The 14198-nt window shown below is 63.7% G+C and carries 9 protein-coding genes; 7 read left to right on the forward strand and 2 right to left on the reverse strand.

Features of this window, described 5'->3' with window-relative positions:
• Positions 1-104: 104 nt before the first annotated feature.
• Entirely contained in the window at positions 105-665 is a 561-nt protein-coding gene (locus F1735_RS06335; protein ID WP_167236142.1) for an ATP-dependent Clp protease proteolytic subunit, read from the reverse strand.
• 66 nt (positions 666-731) lie between these two features.
• Complete coding sequence (gene uraH, locus F1735_RS06340) at positions 732-1085, reverse strand: hydroxyisourate hydrolase (RefSeq protein ID WP_167236143.1); 354 nt, start codon at positions 1083-1085, stop codon at positions 732-734.
• A gap of 121 nt (positions 1086-1206) precedes the next feature.
• On the opposite strand from uraH, the gene puuE reads away from it, so the two are divergent.
• From puuE to F1735_RS06375, 7 genes are all read left to right on the forward strand, one after another.
• On the forward strand, positions 1207-2139 hold the full coding sequence (puuE, locus tag F1735_RS06345) for an allantoinase PuuE (protein ID WP_167236144.1): 933 nt from the start codon (positions 1207-1209) through the stop codon (positions 2137-2139).
• A gap of 92 nt (positions 2140-2231) precedes the next feature.
• Positions 2232-3701 carry a xanthine dehydrogenase small subunit gene (gene xdhA, locus F1735_RS06350; RefSeq protein ID WP_167236145.1) on the forward strand — a complete coding sequence of 490 codons (1470 nt, stop codon included), beginning with the start codon at positions 2232-2234 and terminating at the stop codon, positions 3699-3701.
• 10 nt (positions 3702-3711) lie between these two features.
• Positions 3712-6048 (forward strand): xanthine dehydrogenase molybdopterin binding subunit, encoded by a 2337-nt coding sequence (gene xdhB / locus F1735_RS06355; RefSeq protein ID WP_167236146.1) that lies wholly within the window; start codon positions 3712-3714, stop codon positions 6046-6048.
• Positions 6048-7067 carry a xanthine dehydrogenase accessory protein XdhC gene (xdhC, locus tag F1735_RS06360; RefSeq protein WP_167236147.1) on the forward strand — a complete coding sequence of 340 codons (1020 nt, stop codon included), beginning with the start codon at positions 6048-6050 and terminating at the stop codon, positions 7065-7067. The genes xdhB and xdhC overlap by 1 nt, the downstream gene beginning before the upstream one ends.
• Positions 7067-8386 (forward strand): guanine deaminase, encoded by a 1320-nt coding sequence (gene guaD, locus F1735_RS06365; protein ID WP_167236148.1) that lies wholly within the window; start codon positions 7067-7069, stop codon positions 8384-8386. Before xdhC ends, guaD begins: the two co-directional genes overlap by 1 nt.
• 107 nt (positions 8387-8493) lie before the next feature.
• Positions 8494-9993, forward strand: a complete 1500-nt coding sequence (locus F1735_RS06370; RefSeq protein WP_167236149.1) for an adenosine deaminase family protein — start codon at positions 8494-8496, stop codon at positions 9991-9993.
• Between the two features lie 664 nt (positions 9994-10657).
• The gene (locus tag F1735_RS06375) at positions 10658-14080 is read left to right on the forward strand and encodes a TonB-dependent receptor (RefSeq protein WP_167236150.1); all 3423 of its coding nucleotides are present in this window, start codon (positions 10658-10660) and stop codon (positions 14078-14080) included.
• Positions 14081-14198 lie beyond the last annotated feature (118 nt).

Below are 14198 nucleotides of genomic sequence, written 5' to 3' on the forward strand. Positions count from 1 at the left end.
GAGCTGCTGATTTTAAGTCAAGGTCCGTTTCCGTGCAAGTTTGACTAGAATTATGTGCGTCACGTAGTGCGGCAACTATTCGCCCTGCATCCGCGCATGCGTTGTCAGCCGTTCCACCAGTGCGAGGTGGTTCCCGCAGCCGGCAGGCGCGCCTGCACGGCCTTGTGGATGATGCCGGCCTCGACCGCCTGGGTGGCGTCGTAGATGCGCGCGTTGCCGAACAGGTTGGTGCGGATATTGTCCCGCACCCCGGCCGGCCTGGTCGCTTCCTCGAAGATGCAGGCATAGCGTTCGGCATCGAAATCGAGGCAGTCGCGCCACTCGCTCACGCGCGAATGGTCGGCCGCGACCAGGCTGCCGAAGCCCCAGTGCAGGGGATGGACCAGAAAGCGCGTGCCGGGACAGGCATAGCGCTTGGCGCCGGCCAGGAAAATCACCACCCCGACCGATTCGACGCTGCCGATGTTATGGGTGGTCAGCGGCAGGGGCAGCGACTTGAGGAAGAAATACAAGGCGAAGCCGGCGGTCATGTTGCCGCCTTCGGTCGACATGTGCAGCTCGATCTCGCTGGCGCCGCTTTGCAAGGCTTGCAGGCAGAGATTGCGGACCGCGCACACCGCGCTGTGGTTGATGGGGCCGATAAAGTGAACGATGTGCAGCGACATTATCTCTCCTGTAGCTCGTCGCCCAAGAATAGCAAGTTTTTGCCCGCCGCATGGTTTCCTTGTTGTTCAACTGCCCCGGTAAGTGGAATACGACCACGGCGTCACCACCAGCGGCACATGATAATTCTGGGCCGGATCGGCGATGCCGAAGGCCAGGGTCACCTGATCGATGAAGCGCGGTTCGGGCAGCTTCACGCCCTGGGCGGCAAAATAATCGCCGGCGCCAAACACCAGCTCATAGCGCCCGGCCAGCATGGCCTCGCCTTCGAGCAGGGGCGTGTCGACCCGGCCGTCGCGGTTGGTGGTGACGGTCTTGAGCAGGGTGCGGCCGCCGGGCGTGAGCGCGTACAGTTCGACCACCACGCCGTTGCCTGGCTTGCCTTGCGTTGTATCGAGCACGTGCGTACTAAGTTTTCCCATCATCGTTCCTATATGATCAATATGCGGCATCTTATCTGGCTGATCATATACCGGCGCGCGAACGCCGCTATATGATGCGAACTATACCTCCCATGCATTCACTTCCCTCCCGAGCCCATTCATGACGACTTACGACAACTATCCACGCGACCTGGCCGGCTACGGGCGCACGCCGCCCCATCCCCACTGGCCGGGCCAGGCGCGGGTGGCGCTGCAGTTCGTGCTCAACTATGAAGAGGGCGGCGAAAACAATGTGTTGCATGGCGACGCCGCCTCTGAAACCTTTCTGTCCGAAATCATCGGCGCCGCGGCCTTTCCCATGCGCCACATGAGCATGGAGTCGCTCTACGAATACGGCTCGCGCGCCGGCCTGTGGCGCCTGCTGCGCATGTTTGAAGGGCGCAAGCTGCCGCTGACCGTGTTCGGCGTGGCCATGGCGCTCAAGCGCAACCCGGAAGCGGTGGCAGCCTTCCAGCAGCTGGGCCACGAAATCGCCTGCCACGGCCTGAAGTGGATTTCCTATCAAAACGTGGACCAGGCGACCGAGCGCGCCCACATGGAGGAGGCGGTGCAGATCATGCGCGAGCTGACCGGGTCCGCGCCGCTGGGCTGGTACACCGGGCGCGACTCGCCCAACACGCGCCGCCTGGTGGTCGAGCATGGCGGTTTTGCCTACGACGCCGATCACTACGGCGACGACTTGCCGTTCTGGCAGCAGGTCGAGCACGCGGGCGGCGTCACGCCGCACCTGGTGGTGCCGTACACGCTCGACACCAACGACATGCGCTTTTGCGCCATGCAGGGATTTAACTCCGGCACCCAGTTCTTCGATTATCTGAAAGACGCCTTCGACGTGCTGTATGCGGAAGGCGACCCGGATGGCCTGAACCAGCCGAAAATGCTCTCCATCGGCCTGCATTGCCGCATCGTGGGCCGTCCCGGGCGCTCGGCGGCGCTGGCGCGCTTTCTCGATTACGTGCAAAGCCACGACAAGGTCTGGATCACGCGCCGCATCGATATCGCCGAGCATTGGAGGGCGGTCCACCCGGCATAGTGCTTTTGGGTGATAACAGACATCTCCAAATAGATATAATTACGGATGCCTTGGGTGTTAGCCTTGCAGACTGGGATAAAGCCGAGGCAAGCATGTCAACACCGATCCGTTTTTACTATCAGGGCGCCGTGCGCGAAGTCACGCAGGCCGCGCCGACGCAGACCATCCTCCAGCATTTGCGCGAGGACCTGCACTGCACCGGCACCAAGGAAGGCTGCGCCGAAGGCGACTGCGGCGCCTGCACGGTCGTCATTGGCACGCTCGGCGCCGACGGCCAGGTCGAGATGAAGGCGGTGAACTCCTGCATCCAGTTGACCCCCACGCTCGACGGCAAGGCCCTGTTTACAGTCGAAGATGTGCAGCAGCCGAACGGCCTGCTGCACCCCGTGCAGCAGGCCATGCTTGAATGCCACGGTTCCCAGTGCGGCTTTTGCACGCCCGGCTTCGTCATGTCCCTGTGGGGCATGTACCTCAAGCAGGAGGGGCAAGCGCCATCGCGCTGCCAGATCGACGACGCCCTCTCGGGTAACCTGTGCCGCTGCACCGGCTACCGCCCGATCATCGACGCCGCCAAACGCATGGGCGAACTGCCGCCCGTGAGTTTCGACCGCGCCGCGCTGGCGGCCCGGCTGGCGCCCCTGCAACGCGGCGCCATGGCCACCTACAGCGCCGGCGGCGCCCCCTTCTACGCTCCGCGCACGCTCGATGAACTGGTGCGCATCCGCGCCGACAAACCCGACGCCGTGCTGCTGGCCGGCTCCACCGACATCGGCCTGTGGGTCACCAAGCAGATGCGCGAGCTGGGCGACATCATCTACCTCGGCCACGTCGACGCCCTCAAACAGGTCACGCAAGGCGACGGCATGATCGACATCGGCGCCGGCGTCACCCTGGAAGAAGCCTACAAGGCCGTCGCCGCGCACTATCCGGCCGAACTCTCAAGCATGTGGCAGCGCTTTGCCTCGCTCCCGATCCGCAACGCCGGCACCCTGGGCGGCAACGTCGCCAACGGCTCGCCCATCGGCGACTCGATGCCGTGGCTGATCGCACTCGGCGCGCGCGTGGTGCTGCGCGGCGCCGCCGGCGAACGCGAGCTGGCGCTGGAAGCGCTGTACCTCGGCTACCAGAAAAAGGACCTGCAAGCGGGCGAATTCGTCCAGGCGGTGCGCGTGCCGCTGCCGCGCGCCGGCGTGCGGTTCCGCACCTACAAACTGGCCAAGCGCTTCGATCAGGATATTTCCGCCGTGTGCGCCGCCTTTGCGCTGCGCTTCGACGGCGATGTGGTGAGCGAAGCCCGGATCGCCTTCGGCGGCATGGCCGCCACGCCCAAGCGCGCCGCGCGCACCGAAGCGATGCTGGTCGGCCAGGCGTGGAGCGAGGCGACCGTGGATGTGGCCATGGCCATGCTGGCGCACGATTACGCGCCGCTGTCGGACATGCGCGCGTCGAGCCAATACCGCATGAAGACGGCGCAGAACCTGCTGCGCCGCTACTGGTTCGAGACCCGTCAACACAACCCGCTGACGGCCGATGCCGTCAACGCCTTTGCCGTGCGCGCGTAAGGAGAACACCATGAACGACGCAGCTACCCCAGCGCTCAAAGCGGCGGCGTGGACCGGCGTGGGCGTCTCGCGCGCCCACGAATCGGCCGCGCTGCACGTGCTCGGCCAGGCCACCTACACCGACGACATCCCGGAAGTGCAGGGCACCCTGCACGCGGCGCTCGGCTTATCGAGCAAGGCGCACGCCAACATTAGCGCCATCGACCTGGCGGCCGTGCGCGCCAGCGCGGGCGTGGTGGCCGTGCTGACGGTGGCCGACATCCCCGGCACCAACGATAGCGGCCCGATCATCCACGACGACCCGATCCTGGCCGATGGCCTGGTCATGTACGTCGGCCAGCCGATCTTCATCGTCGTCGCCGACACCCACGACCATGCGCGCCGCGCCGCGCGCCTGGGCCAGGTGACGTACGAAGAACTGCCCGCCATCCTCACGCCGCAAGCTGCGCGCGCCGCGCAATCGTACGTGCTGCCGCCAATGCGCCTGGCACGCGGCGACTATCAAGCCGCCTTTGAAAAGGCGCCGCGCTCGGTCAAGGGCGAGCTGTATGTGGGCGGGCAGGAGCAGTTCTACCTGGAAGGGCAGATCTCGTACGCGATCCCGAAGGAAGACAAGGGCATGCTGGTGCTCTGCTCGACCCAGCACCCGAGCGAAATGCAGCACGTGGTGGCCCATGCGCTCGGCCTGCACTCGCATAACATCGTCGTCGAATGCCGCCGCATGGGTGGTGGCTTCGGCGGCAAGGAGTCGCAATCGGCGCTGTGGGCGGCCGCTTCCGCCATCGCCGCCGCGAAACTCAAGCGCCCGGTCAAGCTGCGCGCCGACCGCGACGACGACATGCTCGTCACCGGCAAGCGCCACTGCTTCCATTACGAATACGAAGTCGGCTACGACGACCACGGCCGCATTCTGGCCGCCAAGGTCGACATGGTGACGCGCGCCGGCTATTCGGCCGACTTGTCGGGGCCGGTGGCCACGCGCGCGGTCTGCCACTTCGACAACACCTATTATTTGTCGGACGTCGACATCCGCGCCGCCTGCGGCAAGACCAACACGCAATCGAATACGGCCTTCCGTGGTTTCGGCGGCCCGCAGGGCGCGATCGCCATCGAATATGTGATCGACGACATCGCCCGTGAGCTCGGACGCGACGCGCTCGATATCCGGCGCCTCAATTTCTATGGCCGTGACGATCGCAACGTCACTCCGTACGGCCAGGTGGTGCTCGACAATGTGATCGACGCGCTGTCCTTTGAGCTGGAACAGACCAGCCAATACCGCGCACGGCGCGCGGCGATTGCCGCTTTCAACGCCGCCAGCCCGGTGCTCAAGAAAGGGCTGGCGCTCACGCCGGTCAAATTCGGGATCGCGTTCAACGTCACCCACCTGAACCAGGCCGGCGCGCTGGTACACGTGTACGTCGATGGCTCGATCATCGTCAATCACGGCGGCACCGAAATGGGGCAGGGCATCAACACCAAGGTGATGCAGGTGGTCGCGCATGAACTGGGCGTGGACCTCGCCAACGTGCGCGCCACCGCGACCGACACCAGCAAGGTATCGAACACCTCGGCCACGGCCGCATCGACCGGGGCCGACCTGAACGGCAAGGCGGCGCAGGACGCGGCGCGCCAGATCCGCGAACGCCTGGCCGGGTACGCGGTCAAGCTGTATGGCGGGGTAGCGGGCGAGGTAGTGTTCGCCAACGACACGGTGTTCGTCAACGGCCACGAGCTCGCGTTTCCGGTGCTGGTGCAAAAAGCCTATCTGGCGCGCGTGCAGCTGTGGTCCGACGGTTTTTACGCCACCCCCGGCCTGCACTGGGACCCGAAGACCATGAACGGCCGCCCGTTCTCCTACTACGCCTACGGCGCCGCCGTGGCCGAAGTGGTGGTCGATACGCTCACCGGCGAATGGAAGCTGCTGCGCGCCGACGCGCTGTACGACGCCGGCAAGTCGCTCAACCCGGCCATCGACATCGGCCAGGTCGAAGGCGCCTTCATCCAGGGCATGGGCTGGCTCACCACCGAAGAACTGTGGTGGAACCCGGCCGGTAAACTCATGACGCACGCGCCATCGACCTACAAGATTCCCGGCGTATCGGACTGCCCGGAAGACTTCCGCGTGCGCCTGTTCGACAACCGCAACGTCGAAGACAGCATCCACCGTTCCAAGGCGGTGGGCGAGCCGCCGTTGCTGCTGCCGTTCTCGGTGTTCTTCGCCATCCGCGATGCGGTGTCCAGCGTCGGCGGGCACAAGGTCAACCCGCCGCTCAATGCGCCGGCCACCAGCGAAGAAATCCTCAAGTCGATTTCCGCTGTCGAAGCGGCGCTCAAGGCGGCCTGATGGACGACTGGCTCAGCGCCGGCGCCTGCGCGCCCGCCATCCTGGTGACCGTGGCCGTCGTCGAAGGCTCGGGCCCGCGCGAATGCGGCGCCAAGATGCTGGTCGACGCGACCCGGGTGCTGGACACCATCGGCGGCGGCCACCTGGAGCACCGCGCCATCGAGACCGCGCGCGCCATGCTGGCCGGTGGCCGTGCGCGCCATGTCGAGCGCTATGCGCTCGGTCCGAGCCTGGGCCAGTGCTGCGGCGGCGTGGTGCATCTGTCGTTCGAACTGTTCGATGCGGCGCAGGCCGCGCTGCTCGGCCAGCGCCGCCAGCACGACAGCTGGCGCGTGAGCGCCATCGACGGCGCGCCAGAGACCGCGCTGTTCGATGGCGACGGCCGCTGGCTGGCGGGCCAGCGTCCACCCGTATTCGCGCGCGACCGCGGCGCCTACGTCATGCAGGAGCCGGACGGGCGGCGCTGGCTGGTCGACCCGGTGTTCGCGCCGCGTGCGCACCTGCTGTTGTTCGGCGCCGGCCACGTGGGCACGGCCATCGTGCGTACACTGGCGCACCTGCCGTGCCACGTCACCTGGGTGGACGGGCGCGACGACATGTTCCCCCAACAGGTACCGGCCAACGTCGCCATCGAAGCGACCGACCTGCCCGAGGCGCTGGTGGCCGCCGCGCCGGCCAATGCCAGTTACCTTGTCATGACGCACAGCCACGCGCTCGACCAGCGCCTGACGGAGGCGATCGTGGCCCGTCCTGATGTGGGCTGGTTCGGCCTGATCGGATCGAAAACCAAGCGCCGCCAGTTCGAACACCGCCTGCTTGCGCGCGGCGTGGACGCGGCGCGGATTGATGCAATGGTCTGCCCGATCGGGCTGGCCGGCATCACCAACAAGGCGCCGGCGGTCATCGCCGCTTCTGTCTGCGCGCAATTACTGACCGTCTGGGAAGCCATGCAAGGAACGCCGGGCGCGTTCAAGCGTGTCATGGCAACACCGCCGGCCGCAATCACCGAAAGAACCTGATGTCCAACGTACCAAGCACCGTGCAAGCCTACCGAGCCAGCTTGCTGCATTTTCACGCCGACCCGGCCTTCAGCAAGGACGCCTGCCTGTGGCACGAAGATGGCCTGTTGATCGTCGCCGACGGCAAAGTCCGGGCGGCCGGCGATTACGCGCAGCTGCTGGCGACGCTCCCTGACGGCGTGCAGGTGGTCGATTATCGCGGCAAGGTGATCATGCCGGGCTTTATCGACACCCACCTGCATTTTCCGCAGACCGACATGATCGCCTCGCCGGCGCCGGGCCTGCTGCCGTGGCTGGAGACCTACACCTTCCCGACCGAGCGCCAGTTCGGCGACCCGGTACACGCGCGCGAAGTGGCCGACTTCTTCCTCGACGAGCTGCTGCGCTGCGGGACCACCACGGCCATGGTGTACTGCACCGTACACCGCGAGTCGGTCGACTCTTTTTTTGAAGCCAGCGCGGCGCGCAACCTGCGCATGGCGGCCGGCAAGGTGCTCATGGACCGCAACTGTCCCGAGTTCCTGCGCGATACCGCCGAGGGCGGGGTGCGCGACAGCGAGGACCTGATCAAAAAATGGCACAACAAGGGCCGCGCCATGTATGCGATTACCCCGCGCTTCGCGCCCACGTCCAGCGACGCGCAGTTGCGCTTGAGCGGCGAGCTGGCGGCGGCATACCCGGACACGTACATACAGACCCACGTGTCGGAGAATGCGGACGAATGCAGCTGGGTCAAGTCGCTGTTCCCGGATGCGCGCAGCTATCTGGACGTGTACGACCAGTATGGGCTGATGCGCGAGCGCGCCATGTTCGGCCACTGCATCTGGCTCGATGACGCCGATTTTGCACGGATGGCCGACACCGGGTCGGCGGCGGCGATCTGCCCGACCTCCAACTTCTTCCTCGGCAGCGGCTTGTTCGACTTTGAAAAGGCCGACGCGGCGCGGGTATCGCTGTCGCTGGCGACCGACGTGGGGGCGGGGACTTCCTTCTCCATGTTGCAAACTATGAATGAAGCCTATAAAGTAGCGCGCTTAAGAGGCAGTTACCTGCCGGCCGCGCGCATGTTTTACCTGGCGACGCTGGGCGCGGCGCGCAGCATGCGACTCGAAGGGACCATCGGCAGCTTTGTCGCGGGGGCGGAAGCCGATTTCATCGTGCTCGACCCGAAAGCGACGCCCTTGCTGGCGCGCCGCACGGAGCGTTGCAATAACCTCGAGGAGCTGCTGTTCGCGCTGGCGCTGCTGGGCGATGACCGGTGCGTGGGTGCGACGTATGCGGCTGGCCGCAAGGTGCATGAGCGCACCACTGACTTATAGCCGTCTTCCCCGCGCGGGCGGGGATCCATACCACCGTTGATCAGAGGTGCTATGGGTCCCCGCCTTCGCGGGGAAGACGGATATTCTACTATCGAGAGAAGAAATCCATGATCCGTAAAACGAGCAGCCTGTTGATCGCCCTGGCCCTGGCCGCCAGCGCGCACGCGGCGCCGCCGACCGTCCAATCCAAAGCCAACGAAGCGGCCACCGCGCGCCACCTTGCGGGCCTGATCGCCGGCGCCGGGCCGAAGCTGTCCGAACTGACCCTGTTCTTCTCGCAGATGCCCAAGGGCGCCGACCTGCACCACCATTATTCGGGCGCCCTCTACGCCGAACAATACGTCGACTTCCTCGACAAGCAGGGCCTGTGCGTCAACAAGCAGACCTACCGCGTCGAAACCAGCAAAGCCGTCATCGACGCCCAGCGCGCGCTGCCCGCCGCCGAGCGCACCTGCCTGTCATCAAGCGAGGTGCTGGCAGACGACTTGACCTACCGCGAACTGCTGCAGCGCTGGTCGAGCAAGGACTTCTCCAACCACGGCGCGACCCAGCCGCCGCCGGACCGCCATTTCTTCCAGACCTTCGGCTTTTTCGGCCCGGTCTCGAACGCCAACTATAACGAAGGCTTGCTGGAGCTGAAAAAGCGCGCCGTCGCCGAAAACGTCGGCTATATCGAAACCATGTTCAAGCTCGCGCCGATGACCGGCAGCGCCGGCGCCGATACGGCCATGTGGAAGGCCGCCGACGATGCCGCGCTCACCACCGCCATGCGCAACTGGATGGAAAAGCTCGACAAGGACCCGAGCTTCAACCAGGGCCTGGAAGACTACGTCGCGCGCATCGAGACCAACCATGCCAACATCGACGACGCGCAGTTCACCATGCGCTACCAGGCGTATGTACTGCGCCTGGTCAACCCGTCGCTGGTGTTTTCGTCGATGCTGGCCGGCTTCAAGGCCGCCAGCCGGAGCGAGTTGATCGTCGGCGTCAATATCGTCGGCCAGGAAAGCCTGGCGCCGTCGATGCGCGACTATGAACTGCACATGAAGATGTTCCGCTTCCTGAAGACCCAGTATCCGAAAGTGAAGCTGGCGCTGCACGCCGGCGAGCTGGCGCTGGGCGACGTGCCGCCGGAAGGGCTCAAGTTCCACATCGAGCAAGCCCTGAACGTGGCCGGCGCCGACCGCATCGGCCACGGCATCGACCTGGCGCACGAGTCGAATGCGATCGCGATCATGAAGACCATGCGCGAGAAGGATATTCCGGTCGAGATCAACCTGACCAGCAATGCCTTCATCTCCGGCATCGAAGGCGCCAATCATCCGGTGACCTTGTACCGCAAGTTCGGCGTGCCGTATGTGATTTCGACCGACGACGCCGGTGTCACGCGCCATAACCTGTCGCAGGAATACACGCTGTTCGCCAGCCGCTACCAGCCTTCGTACGCCGAAATCAAGAAGGTCTCGTACAACGGCGTGCGCTACGCCTTTTTGCCGGAGCAGCAAAAGCAGCGCCTGACGCGCCAGCTCGACGAGCGCTTTGCGCGCTTTGAAGCGCAGGTGGCAAGCTGGCCGACGGACGTCAGCGCCACGCCGCGCGCGCGCTGACTTGCCCGCATCGCCTCCGGTACTGCCGGAGGCGATGGCGTTTTGCCGTTTTCCCGCTCCCACCTCCCAAACTCAGCACAACCCCTCCCGTGCGATCTTGAGTTAGCCCAAATCTCCCCGCTTTAGTTGTAAAAAATGATTTACGTAATGGAAAGTGTGTGGCCGTCCCGCTACACATTTGCGTGTCCGGGCAAACGTTTGTCGAAATTCTGTATGAAAGGATTTCACCTCAGAACGTAGGATTTATAATCCCGCCAAGGCCACAAGCCCGGAAACACGTCTCAGGAACCCCTTCTAGCACTACTTTATGCATGAATTTATATGATCGATATATAAATGCATAAATGAAATGGTATTTGTCAGCCGCGCAGCCAGTGCTGCATAGTTGCCTGAGGATGATCCACGAAGCAATCTTGCCAGTCGCCACTTGGTCATGCTGGTGACATATTAAGTCAGTAGACTTGCGCGCTGCGCAGGACATTGTCGCGGTCGAGCGCGCTCGCTTGACGGACCTGGCCGATGAGAACAAGAACGGCATCGCGTTGATGCGACTGGTTTTTCGTGGCGGCGCCAATCCGCGCCGCCAGCGCAGATTTGCAACAAAGTACAGAGGGAAAGCATCGCCGCTTTCCCACCATAACATGTCTTTTTTTGGGGTTACACAATGATCAAACATAATCGGATGCAGGTCACCAAGCTGGCGCTGGCGCTATCGATCGCGCTGGCGACCTTGCCGGCCATGGCGCAGAACACCACGTCGGCCATCGGCGGGCGCATTTCCGCCGCCGACGGCAAGCCGGCCAGCGGCGCGACCGTATCCATCGTCCACGCCGAATCCGGTTCCGTCAGCAATGTCGTCACCGATGGCGAAGGGCGCTATGTGGCGCGCGGTCTGCGTTCGGGCGGCCCGTACACGATCATCGTCACCAAAGACGGCATCACCGAAAAACGCGAAGGCGTGTTCATCCAGCTGGCCGAGACCGCTTCCATCGACGCCACCCTGGGCGCGCCGATGCAGACCGTGACCATCGCCGGTTCGGCTGCCCGCTCCGAAAAATTCTCGAAAACCAGCATGGGCTCGGGCACCAGCCTCGGTTCGACCGAAATCGCCACCCAGGCATCGATCCAGCGCAACCTGCAGGACTACGCCCGCGCCGACCCGCGCGTGGCCCAGACCGACAAGGAACGCGGCGAAATCTCCGTGGCCGGCCAGAACTCGCGCTACAACTCGCTGACCATCGACGGCGTGGCCGTGAACGATACCTTCGGCCTCGAATCGAACGGCAGCCCGACCGCCAAGCAGCCGATCTCGATCGAAGCGATCCAGACCGTGCAAGTCAACGTCGCCAATTACGACGTTACGCAAAAGGGCTACACCGGCGGCAACATCAATGCCGTCACCAAGTCCGGCACCAACACCCTCAAGGGCAGCCTGTATTACGTGTTCCGTAACGACAAGATGTCGGGCGACCGCTACAACAACGCCAACGACACTTACTACGCGCCGCCCTCGACCAAGGACACCACCGCCGGCTTCACCCTGGGCGGACCGCTGATCCAGGACAAGCTGTTCATCTTCGCCAACTACGAGAAGCTCGAATCGAGCCGCGCCGCGCCGGCCTTCGGCCCGCTGGGCAGCTCGCTGACCAACGTCGGCATTTCGCCGCTGCTGATCTCATCGGCCCAACGCATTGCCAAGGACCGTTACGGCCTCAATGCCGGCACCACCGAGGTGCCAAGCGGCGCCAAGCTGAATGTGGAAGATGCGCTGGTCAAGGTCGACTGGAACATCAACGACGACCACCGCGCCATGTTCCGCTACTCGAAGACGTCGCAGTCCGAGCCGCAATTTGCCGGCATTTCCGCCACCGGCCTGTCGCTCAATTCGCAGTGGTTCGCGCAAGACAAGACCATCGAAACCTTCGTGGCCCAGCTGACGTCCGACTGGACCCCGACCTTCTCGAGCGAATTCAAAGTATCGCAGCGCGACTACGACAGCGTGCCGACCCTGAACTCGCGCCTGCCGTCGATCAGCCTGTCGATGACCGGACCGAATCCGACCGGCACGCCGGCATCGGTGCCGACCACCAACCGCTCGCTCGCCTTCGGCACCGAGAACAGCCGTCACCGTAACATTCTCGGCACCAAGACCGACGACATCTACCTGGGCGCAAACTGGGCCCTGGGCGCCCATGAAGTCAAGTTCGGCACCGACTACAGCAACAACAAGGTCTACAACGCCTTCCAGCAAAACATTTTCGGCAACTATTCGTTCAGCTGCCAGAATCCGAGCAATACCTGGACCTACAGCTTCGCCTTCTCCACCTGCGCCAATGCGACGCCGGCCCAGGTTGAACAAGCCATCCTGGAAAACTTCAGCAAGGGCCGTCCAAGTTCGTACCAGTTGCAGGTTGCCGCCCAGGGCGTGAACCTGAACGACGCCGTGGCCGATTTCGCACTGAAGAACTACGGCGCGTTTGTGCAGGATACCTGGACCATCAGCCCACGCCTGACCCTGACCGCCGGCGTGCGCCTCGACGCTGCCCGCATCAGCGACCGTCCGCGCCGCAACAACGCCATCGCTGCACCGAAAATCGAAGGCAATGTGCTGACCGGCTTGCGCGAAAAAGGCGGCTATGGCATGGACAACACCAACACCTTCGATGGCCAGAACCTGGTGCAGCCGCGTTTCGGCATCAACTACCAGCTCGACACCACCCGCAAGATGCAAATCCGCGGTGGCGCCGGCCTGTTCCAGGGTAATGCTGCCGCTGTCTGGCTGTCGAACCCGTTCTCCAATCCTGGCGTGGCAACCACCACCGTCGGTTGCGGCACTGGTAACTTCGCATCGTGCAACGGCGCAACCATCTTCAGCCCCAATCCGGACCAGCAACCGACCGCCATCGGCGGCAACGCCTCCACGCCGGCGGCCAACGTCGACATCCTGGCGCAAGGCTTGCGCCAGCCGTCGGTGTGGAAAGCGAACGTCGCTTTCGACATGGAACTGCCATGGTACGGCCTGGTGTTCAGCGCGGAATACCTGCACGTCAAGTCCAAAGATGCGATCTACTACCAGAACTTGAACCTCGGCGCGCCAACCCGCAAGGGCAGCGACGGACGCGATCTGTACTACACCAACCAGGCTTACAACAAGGATTGCTGGAGCGCGACCGGTAACGTGATCAACAGCGGCACCGTCTGTGGCGGCCTGCGTTCTAAAGCGCTGAGCAACGAATCGTTCGCCAACGTGTTGCTGGCGCAAAAGACCGACAAAGGCGGCAGCGGCATGGCCACCATGTCGCTCAGCCGTCCCCTGACCTCGGGCCTGGGCTGGTCGCTGGCGTACACCTACACGGACGCCAAGGAAGTTTCGCCGCTGACCTCGTCGACCTCGAACTCGAACTTCACCGGCCGTTCGGTGTTCAATCCGAATGAAGAAGTCAACGCCAATTCGAGCTACCTGGTCAAGAACCGCGTGAACGCCATCGTCAACTTCCAGAAGAACTTCTTCGGTGCTTACAAGACGCGCTTCGGCATGTTCTACGAAGGCCGTTCGGGTAAACCTTACAGCTGGACCATCAACAATGACTTGAACGGCGACGGCTCCGGTGGTAACGACCTGATGTACATCCCGTCGGCGCCAGGTTCGGGCGAGGTGGCGTTCTGGGGCGACACGGCAAGCAATCATGCCAACGAAGACAAATTCTGGGGCGTGGTCAACAGCAACAGCGTGCTGAAAAAAGCCGCTGGCGGCGTGGTTGGCCGTAACACGGACTTCTCGCCATGGACCAACAGCTTCGACATGCGCATCGCTCAGGAACTGCCAGGTCTGTTCGCCAAAAACAAGGCCGTGTTCAGCCTCGACTTCTTCAACGTGGGCAACCTGCTGAACAAGAAATGGGGCCGTATCAATGAAGTGGCCTTCCAGGGCGCCGGCGCCCAGGCGCGCAGCTTCGTCGACTACGTCGGCATGGAAAACGGCAAGTACATCTACAAGGTACGCGACAACGTCGAATCGCTCGACGTTCGCCAGACCAAGGGCGAATCGCAGTGGGCCATCCAGGCGACCGTCAAGTACGAATTCTGATGCGTAGCTAAGTAATTCAAGGAACGGCCGGTGGCGACACTGGCCGTTTTTTTTCGTCCCGCGCGATACATTCCCGATACATTTCAAGGGGCGTAGCGTCCGCTGCGGCCCGCGCTCT

Origin of the sequence: Massilia genomosp. 1 (genome assembly GCF_011682185.1) — a bacterium.
Classification (GTDB): Bacteria; Pseudomonadota; Gammaproteobacteria; order Burkholderiales; family Burkholderiaceae_D; genus Telluria_A; species Telluria_A rubra.